This window comes from Xylophilus sp. PBN-3R, from assembly GCF_057747805.1.
In genome coordinates this window covers 2,931,504-2,956,929 of sequence record NZ_CM173225.1, presented here as the reverse complement: position 1 = coordinate 2,956,929, position 25,426 = coordinate 2,931,504, and the positions used below count along the sequence as shown (strand labels likewise).

The window sequence follows — 25,426 nt, the reverse complement described above, 5'->3', positions numbered from 1 at the left end:
ATTCAGTCGCTTCCCGGAATCACCGCCGACACGGCCTTGCCGGCCAGCCTGACGGTGCCGACCGTGGCGTCCACCGCCAGGCCGGCCACGCTGGCGGTGGCTCCCACCGCGGCGCTGGCCACCGAGACGGTGGCGTCGGCGACCGCGACAACTGCGCAGCCGCCGAGGCTGGCGACCGACAGGGCGGCGAGGGTGGCGATTGTCTTCAGGCGGTTCATGGGTCGTGGGATTCCGGTCGTGTGTTGCAGTCGTCAGCCGATGCGCATTCCCGGCGTGGCGCCCGGCCACGGTTCCAGGATGTGGATGCCGGGATGGGCCTTGCCGTCGGCATGGCTGGCAGCCAGGACCATTCCTTCGCTGATGCCGAACTTCATCTTGCGGGGCGCCAGGTTGGCGACCACGACCGTCAGCTTGCCGACCAGTTGCCCGGGTTGGTAGACGGCGGCGATGCCGCTGAAGACATTGCGCTGCCGGCCTTCGCCCACGTCGAGCGTGAGGCGAAGCAGTTTGGTGGAACCCTCCACCGCTTCGCAGGCGTCGATGCGGGCGATGCGCAGGTCGATCTTCGCGAAGTCGTCGATGCCGATCACCGGTGCGATGGCTTCACCCCCGGGCAGGGTTTCGGCCACGGCTTCGGCCACCGGAGCCGGTGCATCGAACAGGCCCGCGAGCAGCTTGGGATCGACCCGCTGCATCAGATGCTGGTACACGCCGATGGTGTGGCCGGCGCCCAGCAGGCGTGCGGCATCGGCGAACAGCAGCGGCTCGACCTTGAGGAAAACCTCGACCTGTGCCGCCAGCGCCGGCAGCACCGGCTTGAGGTAGACGGCCAGCAGGCGGAAGGCTTCGATGCAGGTGCTGCAGACGTCCTGCAGGCGGGTTTCCATGCCTTCCTGCTTGGCGAGTTCCCAGGGTTTGTTGGCGTCGACGTACTCATTGACCTTGTCGGCCAGCGCCATGGTTTCGCGCAGGGCGCGGGCGGTGTCGCGCTGTTCGTAGAGCGAAGCGATCTCTTCGGCCTTGGCCTGCAGTTGTTCCAGCAGGCCGGCATCGACGTCGCGCAGCGCGCTCAGACGGCCTTCGAAACGTTTGGTCAGGAACCCCGCGGCGCGGCTGGCGATGTTGATGAACTTGCCGACCAGGTCGCTGTTGACCCGGGCCACGAAGTCCTCGGGGTTGAAGTCGATGTCTTCGTTGCGGCCGCTCAGCTTGGCCGCCAGGTAGTAACGCAGGTGTTCGGGCGACAGGCCGAGCGACAAATACCTGAGCGGGTCGATGCCGGTGCCGCGGCTCTTGCTCATCTTCTCGTTGTTGACGGTCAGGTGGCCGTGCACGTAGATGGCGTCGGGTGACTTGCGGCCGCTGAAATGCAGCATGGCCGGCCAGAACAGCGTGTGGAAGGTGATGATGTCCTTGCCGATGAAATGCACCTGCTCCAGGCCCGGCTGCGCCATGTAGGCGGCGTAGTCGCGGCCCTGCCTGTCGAGCAGGTTCTTCAGCGAGGCCAGGTAGCCGACCGGCGCATCGAGCCACACGTAGAAATATTTGCCGGGCGCGTCGGGGATCTCGATGCCGAAGTAGGGCGCGTCGCGGCTGATGTCCCAGTCGCCCAGGCCGCCCTTGCCTTCGTCGTCCTTGTAGAGCCATTCGCGGATCTTGTTCTGCACCTCGGGCTGCACATGGCCGGGAGCCACTGTCCATTCCTTCAGGAAGGCCTCGCAACGCGGGTCGGACAGCTTGAAGAAGAAGTGGTCCGAACTCTTCAGCACCGGCCTGGCCCCCGACAGCGCCGAATACGGATTGATCAGTTCGGTGGGCGCATATACCGCGCCGCACACCTCGCAATTGTCGCCGTACTGGTCCCTGGCATGGCAGTTGGGGCATTCGCCCTTGATGAAACGGTCGGCCAGGAACATGCCCTTTTCGGGGTCGTAGAACTGTTCGACGCTGCGGGTCTCGATCAGGCCGGCGGCGCGCAGGTCGCGGTAGATGTCCTGCGCCAGCAGGTGGTTTTCGGGGCCGTCGGTCGAATGCCAGTTGTCGAATGCGATGTGAAAACCGTCGAGGTAGGGCTTGCGGCCGGCGGCGATCTCGGCGACGAAGGCCTGCGGCGTGATGCCGGCCTTGTCGGCAGCGATGGTGATGGCGGCACCGTGGGCGTCGTCGGCGCACACGAAATCGACCTGTGCGCCCCGCATGCGCTGGAAACGCACCCAGATGTCGGCCTGGATGTATTCCATGATGTGGCCGATGTGGAACTTGCCGTTGGCGTACGGCAGGGCGGTGGTGACGAAGAGCTTGCGGGGAGAGGTCATCTGGTGGTTCTGGCCGGGCAGTACCCGGCAGGCGCCGGGCGAACCGGCAATTTTAAGTGGCCTGGCGCCAGCTTGCGCGCTTCGTTCGGCAAGGAGACCCTTCGGCCCGCTGCCCGGCACAGGCGGCAGGCCGTCGGAGCATGCCGGCGACGAACGGAATTCCTGTTCGGTTCATCCGGGCCCGCCATGTACAACAGCACCTTCAGACCGACCGTCAACACCACGCCGCCAAGCCTAAGTCGCCGGTCGTCACTCGCGGATATCGCGGAAGAACGACCCGATCCGCCGCCACTGTCCGAGCCACCGGTGCGCGAGACGGCCGGATCCCAGCATTTCGCGGCCGGCAGCGGCGAAATGCAGCGCTTCGTCGAGGAAGAGATAGACCGCCTGTTGCTGCGTTTCCCGCGGGACGATCCGCAGCGCCTGCGAGCCAGTTTCCTGGCACGGCTGGAGCAGCGGCTCGACCAAGTGGTGCAGGCTTTCGAACGGCCTGATACGCGGTTGGCGCTGGATGCCGAACTGGATCACGCCCAGGCGGAAATCGAGGCCTTGCTGCCGGCCACCGCCCTGGCTGCGGGCGACGAACAAACCGTGGCCGATGCGGCCGCACCGGCATCCACGCCCACGCCCACACCCGCGTTGACACCCACCCAGCAGCTGGTCTACCGGCACCTGCTGTCGGGGCCGTTGCGGGACGACGTGCAGACCCCTGCCGACCACGAAATGCTGCGCTGCACGGCCGTGTTGCTGGTGGCACACGGCATCGACACGCCGACCCGGCTGCATGCCTTGCTGGCAGACGCCTGGCGCCATGACCTTCGGATGGACATGGCGTGTGCAGGCATCGGCCAGCTGGGCTACGGACTGGGTTTCCTGCTGTTCAACAACCTGCTCGCGCCGCTGCTGGCGCCGCGGCTGCTGAACCGGGGTTTCCTGCCGGCCTTCGGTTTCGGTTATATCGCGGGCCTGATGCTGGGCATGTTCGACATGCTGGGCACCGCCGGCATGGACAGCGTGGCCGCCGGCCTGCGCCACGGCGGCATCGTGCCCCGCGGATCGCACCATCTGCTGCGGGTGGGCAGCATCGGCGCCAGCGCCAATTTCATGAAGAATTTCCTGTTGCGGGTGGTGCTGGCCTCGACGGTGATGGCAGCGGTCGCGCCCGACGGCATCCCCCGCGCGCGCCGCGGCCAGATCGACATGACGCTGGACATCACCGGTGGCCTGATGGGCGGCGCACTCGGCGCCTGGATGCGTTACCTGGTGCTGGACGAGCCGCAATTGCACGCTCGGCGCCTGTTGTCGCAGCCCGATCTCGGTCGGCTGCTGGAGCGCATGCAGCGCTCGTTCTCGACGGCCGACCTGGCGGGGGCGCTGCGGAACCTGGCCGAGGGCCTGGGCCGGGCGGCGGTCGCGCCGTCGACCTACCTGGTGCTGACGGCCACCGTGGCGCCGATGATCGGTCTGCTGCTGGCCGCCCAGAATGCGGTGCCGCCAGGGGTCGGCCTGCTGACCCAGGTGGCCGCCAATACCGGCGCGCAGGTGCTGCGGGGCGGCAGCGAGGCCGCCTCGGCGGCGGCCCTGCCGGTGCGTGCCGACGAAAACGCGATGCGGGCCATGATCAGCACGCTGCTGATGATGGTGATGTCCGGCTGTGCCGCGGCGGCGGCCAACGCCATCGGGCCGCGCCTCGACGCACGCGCCTTCCGGGCCGGCATGACCGGTCTGCAGGCCGCGGTGGCGGCTCTGCGCGACGGATCACCGCCGCCATCCGGCGACACGCTGCGGCGGCGCAGCGTGTCGCCGGACTGAATCGGCCTGTGGAACCGGCCGGCCCGCCGATCAGTCGCGAACGCCGATTTCGAAGCTGCCGCCGGTGCCGGCGATGAAACCGTACAGACCGGCCGTATAGAGCAGTGAACCCGGCCGGCCGCCGCTGGCCTGGATCACGCCCAGCACAGGTGTGTCGTAGGCCAGGGTGGAAGCGGTGGAACCGGCGTTGAAGTCGCTGCCGGACACGGTGGCGGTGGATGCGCTGCCGCTGCCGAGCAGGGTCGCGTAGCTGCCGTCGGCGGTGCCGGACGCCAGCGTCTGCTGCGGCGAATACAGGCGCATGCCGTAGCTGGTGGCCGACTCGCGCCACAGCACCAGAGGCACATAACTCGCGCCCACCTTGCCGGCGATCACCGAGCCGCTGAGCGTGCCGCCGGTGGTCACCGCGCCGCCGCTGGCGGGGGTGGCCCGGAGGTCGAAGGCGCCGCGGGTGGTGTTGTAGGTAAGGTAGCCCTTGGTGGTCTGGGTGCAGGCCGCGTCGTAGATCACGAACTGGCCGGTGCCGGTGTCCTGGCAGGTCTGGAAGGTGCCGGCATTACGGATGCGCGCCGAAGCCGCATAGGTGGTCGACGCGCCGCCCGCGCCGTACTGCACACCCACCGCGTTGTAGATGTTCGCGACGGTGTTGAAGACGGCAGGGCTGGCCACGTTGTCGAAAGTGCTGCCAAAGGCCACCAGCGGCAGGTAGGCGCTGCCGGTCGGCGCTGCGATGCCGCCCTGCACCACACCGCCTGCGCCGAAGGTGAACACCGCGCCGTTCTCGCTGCTGGCGTAATTGCAGTTGCCCAGCGGCAGCAGGGTGCCGCTGCGCTGCGTGCCGGCGGTGCGTTGCAGGCTGGCGTCCACGGTGGCGGTATAGGTCAGCTGCGTCGGGTTGATGCTGACGGTGAGTTCTTCACCGAATACATTGCCGCCCTTGTATGCGGTGACGGCGCTCGGCAGGTTCTGGCAGGCCAGAGGGTCGCCGGCTTCCTGCACGCAGCTGAAGTTGACCGCCGCATCGGCGCTGCCGCTGCCCTTGTATTTGGGCCAGGCCGGGTACTGGCACAACGGACGGGTGCGGCCGAAGGTGCCGGCCACGCTGTCGGCCACCACGCCGGTCCCGGGCGCCAGGCCTTTCTCGACCCAGTTCTCCAACGCTGCCAGCGAATCCCATCCGGGGATGAACACGCCGGTGCCGTGGCCCATGCCGGGCACGGTATAGAAACGCACGCCCTTGGCGGCGACATCGGCACCCACGGTGCCGACCATGCGCTGGTAGTAGTCGATGGTCGAGTTGTTGCTGATCACCTCGTCGGCCAGGCCGTGCAGCAGGATCAGCCGGCCGCCGCGGTTCAGGAAAGGTCGCAGGTCGGGGTTGGTGGCGTCTTCGAGCGCCGACACGTCGACCACCCGCTGCGTGAAGGCGCCGGGCGCCAGCGGGTCGAAGGTCAGGGTGTCGAACAGCGGCTGCCGGGTGACGAAGAACTTGGTCCACTGGTCGCCGGTGACGTACTGGTTGGCATCCGCCGAAGTGGCCGGGTTGCCCGGCACCGCGCGGGTGCCCAGGTCACGGGTGGTGTACGGCCCTGCCACCAGCGTGCCTTCGAGGATGTTGTAGCCGCCCGCTTTGGTCACGCCGTTGGCCAGCGAATAGCCGGTGAAGTTGAGCGGTGACTCGATCACCCTGACGGTGGCGATCTGGGCGTCGCTCAGGCAGGTGTTGCCGGTGTCGGTGCCGCCGGTGCAGCGCAGCGAGGCCAGCACCTGGGTGTTGAGCTGACGGCAGCTCTCGACGTTGCTGACGATGTTGTCGGCCACGCCGTCGAGCTTGTCGCAGGCCTGCAGCACCGTCTTCTGCACCAGCAGGGTCTTGGTGACGTTGAGCCAGCCGGCGCCTGCGTTGTTGTACAGCGCACGGCCCACTGCCACGTTGGACAGCCGGGTGCCGGTGTAGTTGAGCGCCGGTTCGTTGGCGATGACACCGATGTAGTCGGCCGGCCAGCGCTGGATGTGGTTGAGCGCGTCGCGCCCGCCGGTGGAGGTGCCCAGGAAGTAATTTTGCTGCGGGGCCTTGCCGTAGAAGGCCTGGATCAGCGACATCGCCACGTCGTGCGTCTTCTTGAGCGACAGGCCGCCGTAGTTGGCCAGCGCTTCGTCGTTGGTAGCGAAACTGCCGTCGGTGATGCTGCTGCTCTGGTGGCCGCCGTCGTCGCCGAAGGTGGCATAACCCAGTGCCAGCGGCGCGGGTTTGTCGGCAGGGCCGAACCGGACCTGCTCGGTGCCGTCGATCAGCGTGCCGTTGAAACCGCCGCCGCCGTAGTGGATGGCCTTGCCGTTCCAGGTGGTCGGCAAATTGACGGCGAAGGTGATGACCGGCGCGCCAGCGGTGACCGGTGCCACGGTGCCGCGCACCTTGCAATAGGCGCCGAGGGCGTTGCCGGCGTCGGTGGCGGCCACGGCGGTGGAAGACACCACGGTGGCACCGCCGGTCGCCACGCCGATGGCCGAAGCGGCGATGCGGCGACCGTTGAGGTCGGCACAGGAGGCCAGCACCACGGGCGCCGGGTCGGTCGGTGTGATGGTGCCGCCACCGATGCCGCCCGTCCCGCCGGTCGAAGGCGTGCTTCCACCGCCGGTCACGATGGTCGCGTCGTTGCTGCCACCGCCACAGGCGGCAAGGCTGGCCAGCAGTACGGCCGAGGCGCTGAAAAGAAGGGCGCGAGGCCACGCCGCGACCGTATTGGGTCGCATCTTGTGCATCATTTTTTGTCTCCGTTATCGAACCCGGCCGACGGCCATGGGCGGGGGAACGATAAGAAGCGGGTGCCTATAGGTCAAATACAATTCCGCCCCTCAGTCCATACGAAAAAAGTATCGAGACAACACGTGTGAAAAAACGATGGACCTGAAACAACTTCGCTATTTCGTGGCGGTGGCCGAAACCGGCCACATGACCCGCGCTGCCGGCCGCCTGGGCATGCAGCAACCGCCGCTCAGCCAGCAGATCCGCGCGCTGGAGACCCGGCTGGGCATCGACCTGTTCGTGCGCCATCCCAGGGGCGTCACCTTGACCGATGCAGGCCTGGCGCTGCTGGCCGACAGCCGGCGGCTGCTGGCCGACGCCGATGCGGTCGAGCGCCGCATGCACGACATGGCCGCCGGCCGTGCCGGTTCGCTGAGCATCGGTTTCACCAGTTCGGCGGCAGCCCATGCATTCACGCCGCAGGTGCTGCGTGAATGCCGGCAGAACTGGCCCGGAATCGCCCTGCGCATCGGCGAGGACCATGCCGCCGGCCTGACCGCAGGGGTCGCCACCGGGCGTTTTCACTGCGGTTTCCTGCGGGTGCCGGTCGCCCGGCCGCCCGAACTGGTGTTCGAGACCCTGCTGCGCGAGCCGGTGCTGGTGGCGTTGCCCAACGGCCATCCCGCGTTGTCGCAGGAAGGGCCGCTGGACCTGCGTTCCCTGGTGAAGGAGCGTTTCGTCCTGGTCCGGCAGCAGGGCGCACCGGGGCTCTATGCGCAGCTGCTGGCGCTGTGCGAGCAGATCGGCTGCCTGCCCGCCGCCACCCAGGAAGTCGACCGGATGATGACCGCGCTGAACCTGGTGGCGGCGGGCGAGGGCGTGACGGTGGTGCCGGCATCGATGCGAGGCGCACATCCGGGCGCCATCGTCTTCCGGCCGCTGGCCGACGGCGGGCTGGACGCTCCGCTGACGCTGGTCTGGCGCGCCGACGACGACAGCCCGGCGTTGCATGCATTCGTGAAACTGGTGCGGCAATCCGTGCCGGCCGCCGCGGAGCCGTGATGCGGCGGCGCACCGGTCTCGTGGCAACGGCCTTGCTGGCGACGGCCGGCGGCGCCGGAGCCTGGTCGCCGGATGCGGTGCGGATGCTGGTCGCCTATCCGCCCGGCGGCATCAGCGACCGCGTGGCCCGCCTGCTGGCGCACGGCCTGGAGCCGCAACTCGGCTGCCCGGTGCTGGTCGAGAACCGGCCCGGCGCAGGCGGTTCGGTCGCGCTTCAGGCCATCGCCAGAAGCCAGCCAGACGGTCGCACCCTGGGTTTCTGCGCCATCAGCCCGCTGGCCCTGTCGCCGCTGCTCGGCGTGCCCGCTCCGGATGTGGCGCCGGTCATCGGGGTCATGCGCACGCCGCTGCTGCTGGTCGGCACCTCGGCGCTGGCCGCACGCGGCTTCGCCGGCATGCTGGCGCTGGCACGGGCCGCGCCCGGTTCGCTGCGCTGGGCGACCTCGGGTGTGGGCACCATCGGCCACCTGGTGCTCGAACAGGTGCAGCGCGGGGAAAACATCGAGGTGGTGCATGTGCCGTATGCCGGCGGCGGGCCCCAGTTGCACGACGCCCTGGCCGGCCGTTTCGAGTTGCTGTCGACCAACCTGGCACCGCAGCAGATCGAATATGTGCGCAGCGGCCGGTTCACGCCGCTGGCGCTGGGTGCGCCGACAAGGGCGTCGGCGCTGCCCGATGTGCCCACCTTCGCCGAAGCGGGATGTCCCGGAGCCAACCGCGACTCCTTGTTCGGCCTGTTCGCCCCGCGCGGTACGCCGGCCGGCCTGGTGGACCGCCTGAACGCAGCCTGCGCAAAAGTGCTGGCGCAGCCGGATTTCCGCCATGGGTTGCTGGCATCGGGCAACCTGCCGGCGGGCGGTAGTGCAGGTCAGTTCCGCACCGAGATCGAACAGCAGGCCGCGGCCAACCGGCATGCCGGCGTTTTCAGGCGTTGAAGCCAGTACGGCACGGGGGCTTGCAAGTGCGGACAGCGCCCCTAGCTTCCATCCATGAACACCACTACCAAGCAAGCCCTTCCCCGTAATGCAGCCCTGCTCGCAGGGTTGCTGGAACGCCTGGAAGCCGCCAATCATTCCGACGCGGCCCAATACCGCGACGTGGTCGCCCGCCTGAAGCAGGAGTTGCAAACCCTTCCGCACGACGCGGCGATGGAAGCTCTGCTGAACGCTTCGCCTGCTGCTGCGACCGTCTACGAGAACCTGCACTACGAACAGGCCGGCCTGTGCCGTTCCCTGCTCGATGCGGCGGCCGAATCCGAACTGGCGGCGCGCGACGTCATCGCCCGCGCACGCCGCCCGGCCGCATCCTCCATCTGAGCGAAGGCGCGCAGCCATGAGCGATCTGCAGCACATCGTCTGTCCGCACTGCCACACCACCAACCGGACGGCTGCCGCCGACCGCGCCGAGGCGGACTGCGGCAAGTGCCATCAGCCGCTGTTCACCGGCCATTCGGTGGCGTTGAATGAGGCCGGGTTCGACCGTCACATCGGGCGCAACGATATTCCGGTGCTGGTCGATTTCTGGGCGCCCTGGTGCGGTCCATGCCGGCAGATGGCGCCGGCCTACGAACAGGCTGCCGGCCAGCTGGAACCCGCCGTTCGATTGGCCAAGGTCGATACCGAGGCCGTCCCCGCGCTGGGTACACGTTTCAATATCCGCAGTATTCCGACGCTGGCGCTGTTCAAGGGCGGCAAGGAAATCGCGCGGCAGGCAGGAGCGATGGGCGCGGCCGACATCGTGCGCTGGGTGCGTTCCCACGGCGGCTGAGCGCCGCCGCAGGCTGTGCCGGCGGCTCAGTCGGTCAGGTTACGGAACCAGCGCACCAGCCGGTTGGCCCCGTGCACCGTCCACGACTTGCGAACATGCTGCGGCACCGTCCAGGTGGCGACCGTGCCGACATGGAAGAAGGCATGGTCGCCGGGCTTCAATGAAAACCTGCGGCCCTGGTATTCGACCTCGGCCATGCCTTCCTGGATGTACACCGCTTCGTCGCCTGCGTAGATCCAGGTGAAGGTCGAAGGCCCGTCTGCTGCCCAGATGCCCGATACGGTCTTGCCGTCCGCAGACATGGCATAGGCGGTGCCGCGGAAATTCGGCTGGCCCGAAAGCACCTTGGCTTCGGGTGCGTCGTAATGAGCCAGCGGCATCGAGATGGAAGCCTGGGATGCGTCTGGCATGACGTCCACATGCTGGGCGGCTTCGTAGGCGGTGACACCCGCCAGGGCCACCACCGCGCCGGAAACAAAGACGAGCAGGTTTCGAGTCTTGGACGAAGGCATTGAATAAGGCACGCAGTTGAGAGCGCGGACATTATTTCTCATGAGCCGCTCCGGATTTACAAACCCGACACAAATGCAGCTTTCGTCCGCCAGCGCCGGCGTCACGAAGAGCGCCGCTTTCGTCGCCGTCCCGGTGCTGTTTCAGCGTCGGTCGAAGTGAGCGGATTTCAGGCCAGTACTTCCAGCAGGCGGTCGAGACCGCCGGCCTCGATGGACACCATTGCCTGTTCACGCACCCTGGGTTTGGCGTGATAGGCCACCGACAGTCCGGCGGCACCCATCATGGGAAGGTCGTTGGCGCCGTCGCCCACGGCGATCGCCTGTTGCGGCGAGACACCCATCAGCGAAGCCAGTTCGATCAGCGAACGGCGTTTCTCGGCACCATCGCAGATGCTGCCCCAGCTCTGTTCGACCAGCCGGCCGGTGAGCCGCCCGCCTTCTTCTTCCAGCAGGTTGGACCGCGCGAAGTCGATGTCCAGGCGGGCTTTCACCCGGTTGGCGAAGAAGGTGAAGCCGCCGGACACCAGCAGCACCTTCAGGCCTGCGGCCTTGCATGCGGCGACCAGGGTGTCGGCGCCGGGGTTCAGTTGCAGGCGCTGGTCGTACACCTCCTGCAAGGCGGCGACCGGCACACCCGTCAGCAGGGCGACACGGCGGGTCAGGCTTTCCTTGAAGTCCTTGATCTCGCCGCGCATCGTGGCCTCGGTGATGGCCGCGACTTCGGCCTTCCTGCCGACCGCGTCGGCGATTTCGTCGATGCATTCGATGTTGATCAGCGTCGAATCCATGTCGAACGCGATCAGTTTGAAATCGGCCAGCGCCATGGGTGCGGTGATGTTCTGCAGCACGAGGCCGGGCAGGGGAGAAGTCGTCATGGAAAAAAGCTCAGGCAGGGGTCTTGGGATTCGGCTTGTCCGGCGCATCGGCGATCGGCTGGCCCAGGTTTCGCAGGATGTCGCGCACCATCTGCGCCCGGTCCTTGGGTTCGGGCAATTCGCGCTCGACGCGCAGTTTTTCGTTGCCCACCAGCTTGATGTGCCGGTTCTTCTGGATGAGTTCGATGATGCGCATCGGCTCGACCGGCGGGTTCGCCTTGAAGGTGATGTGGGTCACGCCCGGCGCGGCGTCGACCTTGACGATGCCGTAGGGCTTGGCCAGCACCCGCAGGCGGTGGACGTCGATGAGCGTCTGGGCCTGCGCCGGCAACTTGCCGAAGCGGTCGACGATTTCTTCGAGCAGGCGGTCGATCTGGTCGGTGTTCTTCGCGGTCGCCAGCTTCTTGTAGAACGACAGGCGCAGGTGGACGTCGCCGCAGTAGTCGTCGGGCAGCAGGGCGGGCGCGTGCAGGTTGATGTCGGTGGTGGCGGCCAGCGGGGCGAGCAGGTCGGGTTCCTTGCCGGCTTTCAATGAACGGACCGCTTCGCTCAGCATTTCGTTGTAGAGCTGGAAACCGATCTCCATCATGTTGCCGCTCTGGTTCTCGCCGAGCACTTCGCCGGTGCCGCGGATTTCGAGGTCATGCATGGCCAGGTAGAAACCGGAACCCAGTTCTTCCATCTGCTGGATGGCGTCCAGCCGCTGCTGCGCCTGTTTGGTGAGGCCTTCGAGGTCGGGCACCATCAGATACGCGTAGGCCTGGTGGTGGCTGCGGCCGACCCGGCCGCGCAACTGGTGCAGCTGGGCGAGGCCGAACTTGTCTGCGCGGCTCATGACGATGGTGTTGGCGGTCGGCACGTCGATGCCGGTCTCGATGATGGTCGAGCACAGCAGCAGGTTGTAGCGCTGGGCGACGAAGTCGCGCATCACCTTCTCGAGTTCGCGTTCCGGCATCTGGCCATGCGCCACGGCGATGCGGGCCTCGGGCAGCATTTCCTCGAGTTTCTGCCGGCGGTTCTCGATGGTCTCGACTTCGTTGTGCAGGAAATAGACCTGGCCGCCACGTTTCAGTTCGCGCAGCACGGCTTCACGGATCACGCCCGCGCCTTCGGTGCGCACGAAGGTCTTGATGGCCAGCCGGCGTTGCGGCGCGGTGGCGATCACGCTGAGGTCGCGCAGGCCTTCGAGCGCCATGCCGAGGGTGCGCGGAATGGGCGTGGCGGTGAGGGTCAGGACGTCGACCTCGGCGCGCAAGGCCTTCATCTGCTCCTTGTGCCGCACGCCGAAACGGTGCTCCTCGTCGATGATCAGCAGGCCGAGATCCTTGAACTTGACCGATTCGCTGAGCAGCTTGTGAGTGCCCACGACGATGTCGACGCTGCCATCCGCCAGGCCGACGGCGGCGGCATTGATCTCCTTGGTGGAACGGAAGCGGCTCATCTCGGCGATCTTCAACGGCCACTTGCTGAAACGGTCCACCAGCGTCTGGTAGTGCTGTTCGGCGAGCAGCGTGGTGGGAGCCAGGAAGGCGACCTGCTTGCCGCCGGTGACCGCGATGAAAGCGGCGCGCAGGGCAACTTCGGTCTTGCCGAAACCCACGTCGCCGCAGACCAGCCGGTCCATCGGGCGGGGCGAAATCATGTCCTGCACCACCGCATGGATGGCGGCACGCTGGTCGGCGGTTTCGTCGAAGCCGAAGTCGTTCGAGAAGATCTCGTAGTCGGCCGCCGAGAAACGGAACGGATGGCCCTGGCGCAGTGCGCGGCGGGCGTAGATGTTGAGCAGTTCGGCAGCCGAGTCGCGCACCTGTTCGGCAGCCTTGCGTTTGGCCTTGTCCCACTGCGCGCTGCCCAGCTTGTGCAGTGGCGCCTCGTCGGCCGAAACACCGGTGTAGCGGCCGACCTGGTGCAGCTGCGAGACAGGCACGTACAAGGCCGCCTTGTCGGCGTATTCGAGGTGCAGGAATTCACTGTCGCCGTGGCCGAGGTCCATGTTGATCAGGCCGCGGTAACGGCCGATACCGTGCTGAACATGCACGATGGGGTCGCCGACGTTGAGCTCGGACAAGTCCTTGATCAGGGCCTCGACGTCGCTGGCCTGTTCCTGCTTGCGGCGGCGGCGGGTGGTGGCGCCGGCGGCGAAAAGCTCGGTCTCGGTGACGAAGTCGATGCCTTCCGATGTCCATGAGAAACCGGCGGACAGCGGGGCGGTGGCGATGCCCAGGCTTTCCTTCGTGTCGGCCTCGAAGGCCGACAGGCTGTCGAAGGCCGGCGGCTGCACGCCGCTGGCGCGCAGGAAATCCAGCAGGCTTTCACGGCGGCCGTCGCTTTCGGCCAGCAGCAAGACCCGGTGGGCCGATTTGGCGGCATGGGTTTTGAAACGGGCCAGCGGATCGTCCGACCCGCGCTGCACCGACATCTCGGGCAGGGGCGCAAAACCGCTGTCCGCCTGCGACGCGTCGACACCGACGGTGCGCAAGGCCAGTTGCGCGTGGGCGTTGGCCCGCACGTAGAACTGGTCGGCACTGAGAAACAGCGCCTCGGGCGGCAGCACCGGGCGTTCGCTGTCGCCCTGCACCAGGCGATAGCGGTCGCGGGTGTCCTGCCAGAAACGCTGGAAGGCGGGCTCGATGTCGCCGTGCAGCACGACGGTGGCGTCGGCGCCGAGGTAGTCGAAGACGGTGGCGGTTTCGTCGAAGAACAGCGGCAGGTAATACTCGATGCCGGCGGTGGCCACACCCGCGCCCATGTCCTTGTAGATGCGGCTGCGGGTCGGGTCGCCTTCGAGCATTTCGCGCCAGCGGCTGCGGAACCGCGCGCGGGCATCGTCGTCCATCGGGAACTCGCGGCCGGGCAGCAGGCGCACTTCAGGCACCGGGTACAGGCTGCGCTGGCTGTCCGGGTCGAAGGTGCGGATGGAATCGATCTCGTCGTCGAACAGATCGACCCGGAATGGCACCAGCGAACCCATCGGGAACAGGTCGATCAGCCCGCCGCGTACCGCGTATTCGCCGGGGCTCACCACCTGGGTCACATGGCTGTAGCCGGCCAGGGTCAGCTGAGCGCGCAACCGCGACTCGTCCAGCTTCTGCTTGACCTTGAAATGGAAGGTGTAGCCAGCCAGGAAGGACGGCGGCGCCACCCGGTACAGCGCCGTGGTGGCGGGCACCAGCACCACGTCGGCATCGCCCTGCGAGATGCGCCACAGGGCGGCCAGCCGGTCGCTGATCAGGTCCTGGTGCGGCGAAAACGTGTCGTAGGGCAGCGTTTCCCAGTCGGGAAACAGTGCGCAGCGCAGGTCGGGCGCGAAGAAGGCGATCTCTTCCAGCAGGCGCTGGGCGTCGTTGGCATCCGAGGTGACGATGGCGATGCGGTGGCCGGCGGCGGCTTCACGCAGGCCCAGGCGGCCCAGCAGGAGCGCATCGGCCGAACCCGGTGGGCGCGGCAGCGTGAAACGTTTTCCGGGAACGAGGCGGGGCAGATCCATAAGCTGGGGGCGGGGTCCGGCAAAAAGACAAGCACCCCCCGGCGCGAGGACGGGGGGTGGGGGCGAAAAGGCGAGTCTGGCCTCGATTTTAGAATGGGGTGTTTCGGCGTGCGTTCAATGGCGCTTTTCCGTCAGCGCCGACATTCGAAGCCGCCCATGCCAGAATTTCTTTCGCCCGTTTCCATTCCATCCCTCTGGGCGCTGGTGCCTTGCGCCGGGAGCGGCCAGCGCGCGGGCGGCGACGGGCCCAAGCAATACCGGCCCATCGGCGACCGGCCGATGGTGCAGCACACGCTGGCTGCACTGGGGCAGGTCGTGCGGCTGGCAGGCATCCTGGTGGTGGTTTCGCCGGGCGACGGTTTTTTCGACACGAATCCGTCGATGGACGGACGGGTTCGGGTGGCGGCCCTCGGCGGCGCGACCCGGGCGGCGACGGTGGCTAACGGTCTGGCGGAGTTGTCGGGTCAGGGCGCCGACGCAGCCGACTGGGTGCTGGTGCACGACGCCGCGCGCTGCCTGGTGACGCCCGAACGCATCGATGCGCTGATCGACGCCTGCATCGGCGACGCCGTCGGCGGACTGCTGGCCCAGCCGCTGGCCGACACACTCAAGAGCGCGGCCGGTGACCGGGTCGAATCCACGCTGGACCGCCGCGACCGCTGGCTGGCGCAGACACCGCAGATGTTCCGCATCGGTCAACTGGCCGACGCCCTGCGCGCAGCCGGACATGCGGTCACGGACGAATCCAGCGCCGTCGAGGCGATGGGCCTTCAGCCCCGCCTGGTGGTCGGCGGCGCACAGAATTTCAAGGTGACATGGCCGGAGGACTTCGCCCTGGCCGCAGCGGTCCTGGCCGCGAGAAAGACAACATGAATCAGATTCGGGTCGGTGAGGGCTGGGATGTCCATGCGCTGGTGGAGGGCCGTCGGCTGGTGCTGGGCGGCGTCGAGGTGCCGTACGAAAAAGGCCTGCTCGGCCATTCGGATGCCGATGTATTGCTGCACGCCATCACCGATGCGCTGCTGGGAGCGGCAGGGCTGGGCGACATCGGCACGCTGTTTCCGGACACGGATGCCAAGTTCAAGGGCGCCGATTCGGCGGTGTTGCTGGCCGAGGCTCGGCGCCAGGTGGCGGCGCTCGGCTGGTCGCTGGGCAATGTCGACTGCACGGTGATCGCCCAGGCGCCGAAACTGGCACCCTACAAGCCGGCCATCCGCCAGCGTATCGCGGAGGTGCTGGGCATTGCCGCAGATGCGGTCAACGTCAAGGCAAAAACCGCCGAAAAGATGGGGCCGGTGGGCGAGGGCCGCAGCATGGAGGCACGCGCCGTCGTGCTGCTTCTGCGCTGACCCCCGGCGCCTCCGCTCCCTATTTGGGTACCGAGGGCTTGGGCAGTACCCGCCGGGCCACCGCCGACGGACGCCATGCGGACGGTTTCTTGCCGCCAGCCATGGCCGCGGCCGCCTCGCCACCTTCCAGGGCGGGCGCCCGGGTCAGCTGGATACGCGCCAGGAAACCGCCGGTGCGTGCGTTCGACAGCTGGAAACTGCCGCCCATGCGGCGCACCGTCTTGTCCACGATCGACAGGCCCAGCCCGGCGCCGGTGGCCGACGTGCGTGCGGTGTCGCCCCGGAAGAAGGGTTTGGTCAGGTGCACCAGCGATTCCGGCGGCACACCCAGGCCGTGGTCGCGCACGGTGACCACCACGGTTTCCGACTCGCGGCCCTGCAGATAGGCGCCGATATCCACCTCGGCCACATCCAGCCCCGGCGACTTGCCATAACGCCGCGCGTTTTCGATCAGGTTGGAAACCACCCGTGCCAGTTCGGTCCCGTCGGCCATCACCCGCATGCCTTCCGGAATGTCGACCCGTATGTTGAGTTCGTCGTGGTCCTCCACCGCATAGACGCAGGACGCCACCACATCGTTCAACAGCATGGGTTTCAGATTGACATGGTCCGGCCGTGCGTAGTCCAGGAACTTGTCGATGATGGCGTCGAGCTGCGCCATGTCGGCCACCATGTGGTCGCGAGCGTCCGTGTCGGCCACGCTCATCTCGGTTTCGAGCCGTAGCCGGGCAAGGGGCGTTCGCAAGTCGTGCGAAATGCCGGCCAGCATGACGGCACGATCCTGTTCGAGTTCGGCCAGGCGGCGGGCCATGCGGTTGAAACCGAGGTTGACTTCGCGGATCTCGGTGGTGAGCGCCTGTTCGTCGAGTTCGGTTGCCGCGAAGTCACCTTCGCGCACCCGGTTGGCGGCCCGAGAAAGCTGCTTGAGCGGCCGGTTGATCAGGCGGGTGATGGCGGCAGCGCCCGCCAGCGAAAGCACCGCCGCGGTCACGAGCCACACCAGCCAGATGGTTCCGTTGGAAGGGCTGAAACGGGCCTGGTCGAGCAGCAGCCAGTTGGAGTCACCATTGATCACGAAACCAACCCACAGGCCCTTTTCGCCGTTCACGCTTTGCGCTACCACGGTTCCCGCGCCCAGGCGTTCCACCAGCTCATCGGTCATGCGGCCGCCGAAACGGTCCGCCACCATGGGTTCGTATTGGTCGGTCGGTTCTCGCGGCAGGATGCGCACGCCCTCCTGGTCGGCCATGGTCTTGATGAGCGACACGCGGGCAATGGCATCCGCATGGATCAATGCGGCCCGACTCAGGTTGACAAGCGAGGCGATCTGCTGCGCCGTGTGCAGGGCACGCGGTTCGTATTCGAGCGAAAGCAGCGTATGCAGCCACGCCATGATGCTGCCGATCAGCAGGATGGCCAAGAGGAAGAAGGTGCGCCAGAACAGGTTCAGCCCGACGCGCTTGACACGCGGATCGGGCTGTTCGTCGGGCTTTTCGTTCAGGCGTTCGGTTCGCTCGACGGGCCGCGAATCGATTGTGGTGTCGACCGATTCGCCGCGGAAGGAACCTACCTCGGCCATGCCTGAGACCGGGCGAGCTTCGGGGCCGTTTCAGGCATGCCGGACATCAGTTGGTGCCGTCCGGCACGAAGACGTAACCCACACCCCACACCGTCTGGATATAACGTGGCGCTGCGGCATCGACCTCGACCAGTTTGCGCAGGCGCGAGATCTGCACATCCAGGCTGCGGTCGAAAGGTTCGAATTCGCGGCCCCGCGCCAGCAGGGCCAGCTTTTCACGCGAGAGCGGCTGGCGCGGGTGACGCACCAGGGCCTTGAGCATCGCGAATTCGCCAGTGGTCAGCGGCAGTTCTTCGCCGTTCTTCTGCAATGCCCGGGTGCCCAGGTCGAAAGTGAAGGGGCCGAAATTGACCACTTCGTTTTCGCCGGACGGTGCGCCCGGTGCTTCCGGTGGCGGACGGCGACGCAACACGGCGTGGATGCGGGCCAGGAGTTCACGCGGGTTGAAGGGTTTGCCCAGGTAATCGTCCGAGCCGACTTCGAGGCCGACGATGCGGTCGACGTCTTCGCCCTTGGCGGTGAGCATGATGATGGGGGTGCGGTCGTTGGCGGCGCGCAGGCGGCGGCAGATGGAGAGGCCGTCTTCGCCGGGCATCATCAGGTCGAGCACGATCAGGTCGACCGTGTCGCGCAGCAGGATGCGGTTGAGTGCCTTGCCGTCTTCGGCGACCATCACTTCAAAACCTTCTTGCGTCAGGTAGCGGCGGAGGAGATCGCGGATACGGGCGTCATCGTCCACTACCAGGATCTTGTCGGTACGGGCTGCTACGGGTTGCGTCATGGAGGTCTCGGTATATGTAACAGCCGCATTGTGTCGCGCCGGACCACCCCGATTCCCGTTGAATTGTCAATTGTTACAAGTCTTGCGTTGGTCTGCGGCGGCCTGAAGCTGCTTGCCCGAATATCGTCGAGTTTGGCCGATAGACGGTCGATCAGCCTTAGTTTGAGAAAAGGAAAGTATGCAGAAGCGTTTCAAGATTCTTCCGGTCGTCGCCATGGTCGCCGGCCTGTCGGCCGGCGTCCAGTCTCAGGCGCAGACGGCGCCCCAGCCTCAGAACGTGGTGCAGCTGTCGGCTGATGGCCAGGTCGAAGTGGCGCAGGACATGTTGAGCATGGTGTTGTCCGCCACCAAAGAGGGCAGCGACCCCGCCGCAGTCCAGAATCAATTGAAGGCTACCCTCGACACCGCTTTGACCGAAGCACGCAAAAGCGCGCAGCCTGGGCAGATGGATGTGCGAACAGGTAGTTTCGGTTTGTATCCGCGCTATTCGAAAGATGGAAAGATCGCCAATTGGCAGGGCAGCGCCGAACTGGTCCTCGAAGGGCGTGATTTCGCACGCATCACCAGCACGGTGGGCAGGATCTCGACCATGACCCTGGCGCGGACCGGCTTCGGGCTGAGCCGCGAACAACGTGCCAAGGTGGAGGGCGACGCTCAGTCGCAGGCCATCGAACGTTTCAAGGCCAAGGCGACCGACCTGAGTCGCAGCTTCGGCTTCAAGGGTTACGCGCTCCGGGAAGTGGCGGTGAACACCAGCGATTCCTCTCCGATGCCACGCCCGCGCATGATGGCGATGGAAGCCAAGATGGCCTCGGACGCGCCAGTGCCGGTGGAAGCCGGCAAGAGCACGGTCACGGTGAACGTGAGCGGCTCCGTACAAATGCAATAAGTCGGCATTCGGACGCTACTGGGCGGTCCAGCCGCCGTCCACTTGCCACGCCACGCCGCGGACATTGTTCGCGGCAGGGGAGCAAAGGAAGACCGCGAGTTCGCCCAACTCTTCTGGTGTGGTGAATTGCAGCGATGGCTGCTTTTCACCCAGCAAGTCGTTCTTGGCTTCATCGGCAGAAATGCCGTCGCGTTTTGCGCGTTCGTCGATCTGTTTCTGCACCAGCGGTGTCAGCACCCATCCGGGGCAGATGGCGTTCACGGTGACGCCTGTCGTGGCGTTTTCGAGCGCTGCAACCTTGGTGAAACCGACGATGCCGTGCTTGGCCGCGACATAAGCCGACTTCAATGCCGAGGCCACCAGCCCGTGGGTGCTTGCGATGTTGACGATGCGCCCCCAGTTGGATGCCTGCATGCCTGGCAAGGCCAGCCGTGTGGTGTGGAATGCGCTGCTCAGGTTGATGGCGATGATGGCGTCCCACTTCTCGGTCGGGAATTCCTCGATACGGGCGACATGCTGAATGCCGGCGTTGTTGACCAGGATGTCGACCCGGCCGGACTCCCGAGCGGCAAACGCCATCATGTCGGCGATGTCGGCCGGTTTGGACATGTCCGCGCCGTGATGGCTGACGCTGATGCCGAACGCCTTGCCGGCTTCGGCGACCAGGCGTTTGGGTTCTTCGGCGTCACCGAAACCGTTGAGCACCAGGTTGGCGCCTTGGCGCGCCAGGGCTTGCGCAACGCCGAGTCCGATGCCGCTGGTGGAGCCAGTGACAAGGGCGGTCTTTCCTCTGAGCATGGATGTTTCTCCGGATCATTTAGGATGGGCTGCGGCCATTATCAGCCGCCTTTGCGGGGGCTTCACGAAGCTCCCTTATCGATGTTCCAGAGACGATACCCATGTCGAATTCAAGCGCCGCCATTCGTGAATCCAGCCCCGTGTTGCGCAGCGTGGTGTGCCCGGCTGCACCTGGCGCGCCACGCGGCGAGTCCGCCGCGGACGGCGGGCACCGCATGGCTTACTGGGAGTGGAACGACACCGGCAACCCGGCGCATCCGCATGTGATCCTCTGTGTGCACGGCCTGACCCGGCAGGGCCGTGATTTCGATGTGCTGGCCCGGCGCCTGTCCCGCTTTGCGCGTGTCGTCTGCCCCGACGTGGTGGGCCGCGGCCGCAGCGACTGGCTGTCGGTGCCTGATGGCTATGCGGTTCCGCTGTACGCGGCCGACATGCTGGCGCTGCTGGCGCAATTGCAGGCCGAAGCTCCCATCGAAACCCTGGACTGGGTCGGCACCAGCATGGGCGGGCTCATCGGTTTGGCGGTCTGCGGCCAGCCCGGTTTGCCCTTGCCGGTGCCGGTGCGCAAGCTGGTGCTGAACGACGTCGGTCCGGCACTGCAGTGGTCTGCGCTTGAACGTATCGGTCGTTATGTCGGGCAGCCCTTGCGGTTTGCCACTGTCGACGAGGGCGCCCGGAAGATGTGGGAACTCTCGAGCAGCTTCGGCCCGCACAGCCCCGAAGCCTGGCTTGCCTTGTCCGGACCCATGTTGCGTGCGCTGGATGCCTACGACACCGACTGCGCCGATTACCCACACGGCGGCTTCGCACTGCATTACGACCCCGCCATCGGCTTGCCTTTCCGCGCCATGACCGAAGAAATGGCGCTGCAGTCCGAGGCCGTGCTCTGGTCGCTCTACGACGCCGTCACCGCCGACACGCTGGTACTGCGCGGTGCGGATTCCGATCTCCTGTCTCGCGGCGGCGCACAAGCCATGACCGAGCGCGGCCCCAGGTCGCGACTGGTCGAGTTTGCCGGGGTCGGTCATGCGCCTACGCTGGTGGCGGCCGAACAGTCCCAGGTGGTGGTCGACTTTCTGCTGGGCCCGCCCGCATGAAGACCGGTGTTTCGCTTGCCGGCACCGTTCCACCGTCGGATGCGGTGCCCGTGGTGGTCATCGCCACCGCCCATGCCTTGCCCGAACAAGCCCAGGCACTGGCACGGGCCCGGGCTTTTGCGGAGCCGCTGATCTGCGGTGAAGTTCTCGAATCCGGCCAGAACACGCTAGCCCATGCCGATGCGGTATCGGCCATGCTGCAGGCGATCGGCGGGTCGGACGCGATGCGCGCCGCCAACTATCTGGTGCATGCCTGCGACCACCTGGCCCGTCCGCATGAAGCCATCGCCAAGGCATTCGGCGCCGAATATGCGGCGCTGGCGGTCGAGACCAATCGCCTGATCCATGTACAGAAGCAGGCACGCGGCGCTGACGCTTCCGCCCAGTTGCTGGACGACCCGGCGGTGCAGACCGAAAACGTCCGCAAGATGCTGCTGGCGTTTTCACGCGATTTGCGGGTGGTTTTGCTGCGCTTGGCTTCGCGGCTCGAAACCCTGCGTTTCGCCGCCGCCGCCAAGACGCCGGTGTCGCCCAGCCTGGCCCATGAATCCCTGCATGTGTTTGCGCCCCTGGCCAACCGGCTCGGCATCTGGCAGGTCAAGTGGGAGATGGAAGACCTGGCCTTCCGCTTCCTGGAGCCCGAAACCTATCGAGAGATCGCGCGCAAACTGGACGAAAAACGGGTCGAGCGCGAAACCTCGATGGCCCAGTTGCGCCAGCAGCTCGAAACCGATCTTCGTGCACGCGGCATTGCCGCGACCGTGCAGGGACGACCCAAACACATCTACAGCATCGTCAGAAAGATGCGCGGCAAGTCGCTCGATTTCGACGGGGTGTTCGACATCCGTGCGCTTCGGGTCATCGTGCCGACGGTGGCCGACTGTTACGCGGCCCTGAGTTGGGTGCACGAACATTTCCAGCCCATCGCGGACGAATACGACGACTACATCGCCAAGCCGAAGGCCAACGGCTACCAGTCACTGCATACCGTGGTGCGCAACGGGGCCGGCCAGCCCATCGAGATCCAGCTGCGTACGCAGGCCATGCACGATCACGCCGAACATGGCGTGGCGGCGCACTGGGCCTACAAGGAAGCCGGCAGCAAGGGATATGCAGGTGTCAGCGCCAGCAGCGACTACGACGCCAAGATCGCGGTGTTGCGCCAATTGCTGGCGTGGGAGCGCGACCTTTCGGGCGCTCACCATGGCCACGGCCTGTTCGAGGATCGCATCTATGTGCTGACACCCGACGCTGCGGTGGTCGAACTTCCCCAGGGCGCCACCGCCGTCGACTTCGCCTATGCGGTACACACCAACGTGGGCCACCGCTGCCGGGGCGCGCGGGTCGACGGCGCACTGGTGTCCTTGAACACGCCGCTGCAGAACGGCCAGACGGTCGAGGTGACGGTCGCCAAGGAAGGTGGGCCCTCGCGCGACTGGCTGAATGCCGAACTCGGCTATCTGACGAGCTCCCGGGCCAAGGCCAAGGTGCGCGCCTGGTTCAACGCACAGGCAAACCACGAGAACATCGCGCGCGGCCGGGAATCGGTCGAAAAACTGCTGCAGCGCGAGGGTCGCACCGCACTCAAGCTGGAAGATCTGGCCGGCCGGCTGGGGTTCAAGTCGGCCGAGTCGCTGTTCGAGGTGGTCGGCAAGGACGAATACTCGCTGCGCAACATCGAGATTTTGCTCAACCCCCCGGACGCCCTGCCCAGCGAGGACGACCTGGTCGTGCTGCGCAAGGCGCGAAACAACGAAAATGCACCCAAGGGCGGGGTGCTGGTGGTGGGCCTGGATTCGTTGATGACCCAGATGGCCAAGTGCTGCAAGCCGGCGCCGCCGGACGTCATCCGCGGTTTCGTCACCCGCGGCAAGGGTGTCAGCGTGCACCGTGCCACCTGTTCCAACTTCCGCGAGATGTCGAACAAGGCGCCCGAGCGAGTGATCGATGTCGAGTGGGGAACCCCGAAAGGCGGCTCCGGGGCCACCGTGTATCCGGTCGACGTGCGGATCGAGGCAGCCGACCGGCAAGGCTTGCTTCGGGATATCTCCGACGTCTTCGCCCGCGAGAAGACCAATGTCATCGGCGTGCAGACCCAGTCCGTGAAGGGTTCCGCGTGGATGACCTTCACGGTCGAGGTGGGCGATTCGGCACGCCTGGCGCAGGTGCTCGGCACGGTGGCGGCGGTACCGGGCGTGAGGTCGGCAAGGCGTCGTTAGGTTGGAAGTAAAAAAATTGAAGGGCTTGTTGCAAAGCCGATTTTTACCGTGCTAGAATCGCTTTCTCGAATACAAACAGGCGCGTAGCTCAGCTGGTTAGAGCACCACCTTGACATGGTGGGGGTCGTTGGTTCGAGTCCAATCGCGCCTACCAACTAACCATTGGTATCCAGGGAACTTTCAGGGGACTCTGGGACAAATCACGGCTACCGGGTAACCCGGTGGCCGTTTTGTTTTGTGCGTCAGGTTTTGGCTTTCAGCCGCCTTTTCGACCTCCGTTCTGGAGCATCGCTTTCATTTCCGTCTTATCCCGACCGATCCCGTCGACGCGGGCGGTCACCAGGTCGGGCAGCACGCTGTGCTGGTGTTCGGCCAGGTCGAGCGACCGTGCATTCGCCTCGAGTTCCGTCGCCGTTTCAGGCCGGTCGACTGCCAGCCATCCACGCGCCAGCGGAACGGCGCTGACGGTCTCCATGCCCATGCGAGTTCCTCGGTCACGGTTGCTGAGCTGTGCGAATGGTCCCCGTCTTATTCAGGTCCATGCGGCCCGGTCAGGCAAAGAATGCCTCGATCCAGCGGTCCGGCATCGTCCCGGGTCGGCCCTCGACCTGACGCCCGGCGGGTGGATCCGCTGGGGCGTCCCCAAAGTGGATAAGCGGGTTTGACCCAGAGGTGCGCCCTCGATCTTGAATTCGACGTCGTTGGTGACCGTTACCTGACAAGGAAGTGTCGCCAACCCGGTTACTGGGTGTTCCGTTTCGCAGATAAATCTCTTTGCAGAGTCTCCATCCGAGCGCGCCGTTACCCTGACGCTTTCAATGCAATTTGTTGCGAGGCCAGGCTCTGGAGCATTGCTTGAATCGATGGCGGCCAACGGCAAGCTGTGCGAAAACGAGGCGGCAAAAAGCGCTAGCGTCCGCGCCCGCCGCTTGATCGGCCGTCCACGAAAAAAAGCGGCCGAGGCCGGCCGCAGTAAATGGGCCGAAGCCCATTTGTCGCCATTTTGGCTATGGAATTATTTGGCTGGCATGGAGCCCGGCGTGGTTTTAAGAGAGCCTTGACCGGTGCCACCCATGGCTCCAGCACCTGCACCGCCCGCTGCACCCGTATTGCCTGTCGTGCCAGTGGAGCTATCTCCACCAGTCGTGCCAGGCATCGTTGCAGCGCCGCCCGAGGTTCCGCCCTTCATGCCTGCTCCGGTGCTACCGGTGCGTGCAGAAGCCGAGCCGCTCATGCTGTTTTGGCCACCGTCCTTTTTGGACGTCGATGTGGCGGTACCAGTGGTTGCGGTGGAACCTTGCTTGGAGTTTTCTCCACCCGTTGCGTTTTGGGCAAAAGCAGGCGATGCGCCTAGTGCCGCAACACAAACCAGAGTAGCGGCGGCAGTAAAGGATTTGACATTCATGAAAGTCTCCAATTGGTTGAAGGCTTCACCGTAAAGATCAAAGATCTGTCGTCTCGCAAGCATTCATGCGCCGCAATCGTAGGACAGGCGGCTGACCATGGTAGGCAGGCAAGAGCTGGATTTCTGGACAGGGATGCGGATTTCGCTGCTGCGGTGACCTCGCTCGGGCGAACGTTGCCACAGCCTGCCTCCGTCCGCACCGCCGGGCAATTCACGCAGGGAACTTGCCTGGCAACTGATCGGCGGTCGATGGCAGGACTGATGCCTGCTGTCCTACCGCGAGGCCGCTTCATGCCTGTCGCTCGGCCGATGCAGTGCGGCCTAGTTTTCAAACTCCAACATCCAAGGAGCCTTCATGAAAACAAAAGCACTGACCGCTGCAGCATTGATTGCCTGTTTCACCGCGCTTTCCCCAGCCATGGCCCAAACTGCATCGCCGCAAGGTAGCACCGGTGCCGGCAATGCGACGTCCAATCTGCCCAAGGACGGCGGCCAAAACACCATGAGCAGCAGCGGCGCCTCCGGCGGGTCGGGCATGTCCGGCAAGACGCCCATGGGCAAGATGCATATGGGTGGAAAGGCCGGCGCCAAAGGCTCGCCGATAGCGAACGAAAAGTCTTCGGCTACCGACGCCAACAGCACCGCAACCCAAGGCGGCGGCTCGAGCCCCCTCACCACCGGTGAAGGCATGAAACAGCCAAGCGGCACCGCACGCTGAATTGCAAGAGGCCAG

Annotated in this window: 22 protein-coding genes and 1 tRNA gene; 12 read left to right on the top strand and 11 right to left on the bottom strand. The window is 66.0% G+C overall.

What is annotated here, in order from left to right:
* Positions 1-2: 2 nt before the first annotated feature.
* Complete coding sequence (locus tag AC3ANW_RS14035) at positions 3-218, bottom strand: hypothetical protein (RefSeq protein WP_488341460.1); 216 nt, start codon at positions 216-218, stop codon at positions 3-5.
* A 33-nt stretch (positions 219-251) separates the two neighbouring features.
* Positions 252-2,315 carry a methionine--tRNA ligase gene (metG, locus tag AC3ANW_RS14030; RefSeq protein ID WP_488341459.1) on the bottom strand — a complete coding sequence of 688 codons (2,064 nt, stop codon included), beginning with the start codon at positions 2,313-2,315 and terminating at the stop codon, positions 252-254.
* A gap of 186 nt (positions 2,316-2,501) precedes the next feature.
* Here metG and AC3ANW_RS14025 point away from each other — a divergent pair, with 186 nt between their 5' ends.
* Positions 2,502-4,127: a hypothetical protein gene (locus tag AC3ANW_RS14025; protein ID WP_488341458.1), complete on the top strand. Its 1,626-nt coding sequence runs from the start codon at positions 2,502-2,504 to the stop codon at positions 4,125-4,127.
* A 30-nt stretch (positions 4,128-4,157) separates the two neighbouring features.
* Here AC3ANW_RS14025 and AC3ANW_RS14020 read toward each other — a convergent pair whose 3' ends face one another.
* Positions 4,158-6,890, bottom strand: coding sequence for a tannase/feruloyl esterase family alpha/beta hydrolase (locus AC3ANW_RS14020; RefSeq protein ID WP_488345429.1), 2,733 nt, complete (start codon positions 6,888-6,890; stop codon positions 4,158-4,160).
* A gap of 139 nt (positions 6,891-7,029) precedes the next feature.
* On the opposite strand from AC3ANW_RS14020, the gene AC3ANW_RS14015 reads away from it, so the two are divergent.
* The 4 genes from AC3ANW_RS14015 to trxC are packed head-to-tail and all read left to right on the top strand — an operon-like array spanning position 7,030 to position 9,702.
* Positions 7,030-7,935 carry a LysR family transcriptional regulator gene (locus AC3ANW_RS14015; protein WP_488341457.1) on the top strand — a complete coding sequence of 302 codons (906 nt, stop codon included), beginning with the start codon at positions 7,030-7,032 and terminating at the stop codon, positions 7,933-7,935.
* Positions 7,935-8,870, top strand: coding sequence for a Bug family tripartite tricarboxylate transporter substrate binding protein (locus AC3ANW_RS14010; protein WP_488341456.1), 936 nt, complete (start codon positions 7,935-7,937; stop codon positions 8,868-8,870). Before AC3ANW_RS14015 ends, AC3ANW_RS14010 begins: the two co-directional genes overlap by 1 nt.
* Positions 8,871-8,924: 54 nt before the next feature.
* Complete coding sequence (locus AC3ANW_RS14005) at positions 8,925-9,251, top strand: hypothetical protein (RefSeq protein WP_488341455.1); 327 nt, start codon at positions 8,925-8,927, stop codon at positions 9,249-9,251.
* A 16-nt stretch (positions 9,252-9,267) separates the two neighbouring features.
* On the top strand, positions 9,268-9,702 hold the full coding sequence (trxC, locus tag AC3ANW_RS14000; protein ID WP_488341454.1) for a thioredoxin TrxC: 435 nt from the start codon (positions 9,268-9,270) through the stop codon (positions 9,700-9,702).
* Between the two features lie 26 nt (positions 9,703-9,728).
* Here trxC and AC3ANW_RS13995 read toward each other — a convergent pair whose 3' ends face one another.
* The 3 genes from AC3ANW_RS13995 to mfd all read right to left on the bottom strand — a co-directional run bounded on the left by AC3ANW_RS13995 (position 9,729) and on the right by mfd (position 14,576).
* Entirely contained in the window at positions 9,729-10,256 is a 528-nt protein-coding gene (locus AC3ANW_RS13995) for a cupin domain-containing protein (protein WP_488341453.1), read from the bottom strand.
* Between the two features lie 125 nt (positions 10,257-10,381).
* Entirely contained in the window at positions 10,382-11,089 is a 708-nt protein-coding gene (gene serB, locus AC3ANW_RS13990; RefSeq protein WP_488341452.1) for a phosphoserine phosphatase SerB, read from the bottom strand.
* Positions 11,090-11,099: 10 nt separating this feature from the next.
* Positions 11,100-14,576 carry a transcription-repair coupling factor gene (mfd, locus tag AC3ANW_RS13985; RefSeq protein ID WP_488341451.1) on the bottom strand — a complete coding sequence of 1,159 codons (3,477 nt, stop codon included), beginning with the start codon at positions 14,574-14,576 and terminating at the stop codon, positions 11,100-11,102.
* Positions 14,577-14,732: 156 nt separating this feature from the next.
* Between mfd and ispD the strand changes: the two genes are divergently transcribed.
* Together ispD and ispF are read left to right on the top strand one after the other, a co-directional pair.
* On the top strand, positions 14,733-15,449 hold the full coding sequence (gene ispD, locus AC3ANW_RS13980) for a 2-C-methyl-D-erythritol 4-phosphate cytidylyltransferase (RefSeq protein ID WP_488341450.1): 717 nt from the start codon (positions 14,733-14,735) through the stop codon (positions 15,447-15,449).
* Positions 15,446-15,925 (top strand): 2-C-methyl-D-erythritol 2,4-cyclodiphosphate synthase, encoded by a 480-nt coding sequence (ispF, locus tag AC3ANW_RS13975; protein ID WP_488341449.1) that lies wholly within the window; start codon positions 15,446-15,448, stop codon positions 15,923-15,925. Before ispD ends, ispF begins: the two co-directional genes overlap by 4 nt.
* A gap of 19 nt (positions 15,926-15,944) precedes the next feature.
* Here ispF and AC3ANW_RS13970 read toward each other — a convergent pair whose 3' ends face one another.
* Both AC3ANW_RS13970 and ompR read right to left on the bottom strand, forming a co-directional pair.
* A complete protein-coding gene (locus AC3ANW_RS13970) occupies positions 15,945-17,504 on the bottom strand; it encodes a sensor histidine kinase (protein WP_488341448.1) in 1,560 nt (519 codons plus the stop codon).
* Between the two features lie 46 nt (positions 17,505-17,550).
* Positions 17,551-18,285, bottom strand: coding sequence for an osmolarity response regulator transcription factor OmpR (gene ompR, locus AC3ANW_RS13965; protein WP_488341447.1), 735 nt, complete (start codon positions 18,283-18,285; stop codon positions 17,551-17,553).
* A gap of 178 nt (positions 18,286-18,463) precedes the next feature.
* On the opposite strand from ompR, the gene AC3ANW_RS13960 reads away from it, so the two are divergent.
* The gene (locus tag AC3ANW_RS13960) at positions 18,464-19,174 is read left to right on the top strand and encodes an SIMPL domain-containing protein (protein WP_488341446.1); all 711 of its coding nucleotides are present in this window, start codon (positions 18,464-18,466) and stop codon (positions 19,172-19,174) included.
* Between the two features lie 15 nt (positions 19,175-19,189).
* Here AC3ANW_RS13960 and AC3ANW_RS13955 read toward each other — a convergent pair whose 3' ends face one another.
* Positions 19,190-19,972 (bottom strand): 3-hydroxybutyrate dehydrogenase, encoded by a 783-nt coding sequence (locus AC3ANW_RS13955; protein WP_488341445.1) that lies wholly within the window; start codon positions 19,970-19,972, stop codon positions 19,190-19,192.
* A 101-nt stretch (positions 19,973-20,073) separates the two neighbouring features.
* On the opposite strand from AC3ANW_RS13955, the gene AC3ANW_RS13950 reads away from it, so the two are divergent.
* The 3 genes from AC3ANW_RS13950 (at position 20,074) to AC3ANW_RS13940 (ending at position 23,442) form a co-directional block, all read left to right on the top strand.
* Complete coding sequence (locus AC3ANW_RS13950) at positions 20,074-21,069, top strand: alpha/beta fold hydrolase (protein ID WP_488341444.1); 996 nt, start codon at positions 20,074-20,076, stop codon at positions 21,067-21,069.
* Positions 21,066-23,288 (top strand): RelA/SpoT family protein, encoded by a 2,223-nt coding sequence (locus tag AC3ANW_RS13945; RefSeq protein ID WP_488341443.1) that lies wholly within the window; start codon positions 21,066-21,068, stop codon positions 23,286-23,288. Before AC3ANW_RS13950 ends, AC3ANW_RS13945 begins: the two co-directional genes overlap by 4 nt.
* Positions 23,289-23,365: 77 nt before the next feature.
* Positions 23,366-23,442, top strand: a tRNA-Val gene (locus AC3ANW_RS13940).
* A gap of 102 nt (positions 23,443-23,544) precedes the next feature.
* On the opposite strand, the gene AC3ANW_RS13935 is transcribed toward AC3ANW_RS13940, so the two are convergent.
* Positions 23,545-23,769 (bottom strand): hypothetical protein, encoded by a 225-nt coding sequence (locus tag AC3ANW_RS13935; protein ID WP_488341442.1) that lies wholly within the window; start codon positions 23,767-23,769, stop codon positions 23,545-23,547.
* A 534-nt stretch (positions 23,770-24,303) separates the two neighbouring features.
* A complete protein-coding gene (locus AC3ANW_RS13930; protein ID WP_488341441.1) occupies positions 24,304-24,693 on the bottom strand; it encodes a hypothetical protein in 390 nt (129 codons plus the stop codon).
* A gap of 355 nt (positions 24,694-25,048) precedes the next feature.
* Between AC3ANW_RS13930 and AC3ANW_RS13925 the strand changes: the two genes are divergently transcribed.
* Positions 25,049-25,411: a hypothetical protein gene (locus AC3ANW_RS13925; RefSeq protein WP_488341440.1), complete on the top strand. Its 363-nt coding sequence runs from the start codon at positions 25,049-25,051 to the stop codon at positions 25,409-25,411.
* Positions 25,412-25,426 lie beyond the last annotated feature (15 nt).

Coding starts and splice junctions, on each gene's coding strand:
- metG (WP_488341459.1), bottom strand. CDS start 2,315: ATGACCTCTCCCCGCAAGCTCTTCGTCACCACCGCCCTGCCGTACGCC.
- AC3ANW_RS14035 (WP_488341460.1), bottom strand. CDS start 218: ATGAACCGCCTGAAGACAATCGCCACCCTCGCCGCCCTGTCGGTCGCC.
- mfd (WP_488341451.1), bottom strand. CDS start 14,576: ATGGATCTGCCCCGCCTCGTTCCCGGAAAACGTTTCACGCTGCCGCGC.
- AC3ANW_RS14010 (WP_488341456.1), top strand. CDS start 7,935: ATGCGGCGGCGCACCGGTCTCGTGGCAACGGCCTTGCTGGCGACGGCC.
- serB (WP_488341452.1), bottom strand. CDS start 11,089: ATGACGACTTCTCCCCTGCCCGGCCTCGTGCTGCAGAACATCACCGCA.
- AC3ANW_RS14005 (WP_488341455.1), top strand. CDS start 8,925: ATGAACACCACTACCAAGCAAGCCCTTCCCCGTAATGCAGCCCTGCTC.
- ompR (WP_488341447.1), bottom strand. CDS start 18,285: ATGACGCAACCCGTAGCAGCCCGTACCGACAAGATCCTGGTAGTGGAC.
- AC3ANW_RS13930 (WP_488341441.1), bottom strand. CDS start 24,693: ATGAATGTCAAATCCTTTACTGCCGCCGCTACTCTGGTTTGTGTTGCG.
- AC3ANW_RS13960 (WP_488341446.1), top strand. CDS start 18,464: ATGCAGAAGCGTTTCAAGATTCTTCCGGTCGTCGCCATGGTCGCCGGC.
- AC3ANW_RS13935 (WP_488341442.1), bottom strand. CDS start 23,769: ATGGGCATGGAGACCGTCAGCGCCGTTCCGCTGGCGCGTGGATGGCTG.
- AC3ANW_RS13995 (WP_488341453.1), bottom strand. CDS start 10,256: ATGAGAAATAATGTCCGCGCTCTCAACTGCGTGCCTTATTCAATGCCT.
- trxC (WP_488341454.1), top strand. CDS start 9,268: ATGAGCGATCTGCAGCACATCGTCTGTCCGCACTGCCACACCACCAAC.
- ispF (WP_488341449.1), top strand. CDS start 15,446: ATGAATCAGATTCGGGTCGGTGAGGGCTGGGATGTCCATGCGCTGGTG.
- AC3ANW_RS13970 (WP_488341448.1), bottom strand. CDS start 17,504: ATGGCCGAGGTAGGTTCCTTCCGCGGCGAATCGGTCGACACCACAATC.
- AC3ANW_RS14020 (WP_488345429.1), bottom strand. CDS start 6,890: ATGCACAAGATGCGACCCAATACGGTCGCGGCGTGGCCTCGCGCCCTT.
- AC3ANW_RS13945 (WP_488341443.1), top strand. CDS start 21,066: ATGAAGACCGGTGTTTCGCTTGCCGGCACCGTTCCACCGTCGGATGCG.
- AC3ANW_RS14025 (WP_488341458.1), top strand. CDS start 2,502: ATGTACAACAGCACCTTCAGACCGACCGTCAACACCACGCCGCCAAGC.
- ispD (WP_488341450.1), top strand. CDS start 14,733: ATGCCAGAATTTCTTTCGCCCGTTTCCATTCCATCCCTCTGGGCGCTG.
- AC3ANW_RS14015 (WP_488341457.1), top strand. CDS start 7,030: ATGGACCTGAAACAACTTCGCTATTTCGTGGCGGTGGCCGAAACCGGC.
- AC3ANW_RS13925 (WP_488341440.1), top strand. CDS start 25,049: ATGAAAACAAAAGCACTGACCGCTGCAGCATTGATTGCCTGTTTCACC.
- AC3ANW_RS13955 (WP_488341445.1), bottom strand. CDS start 19,972: ATGCTCAGAGGAAAGACCGCCCTTGTCACTGGCTCCACCAGCGGCATC.
- AC3ANW_RS13950 (WP_488341444.1), top strand. CDS start 20,074: ATGTCGAATTCAAGCGCCGCCATTCGTGAATCCAGCCCCGTGTTGCGC.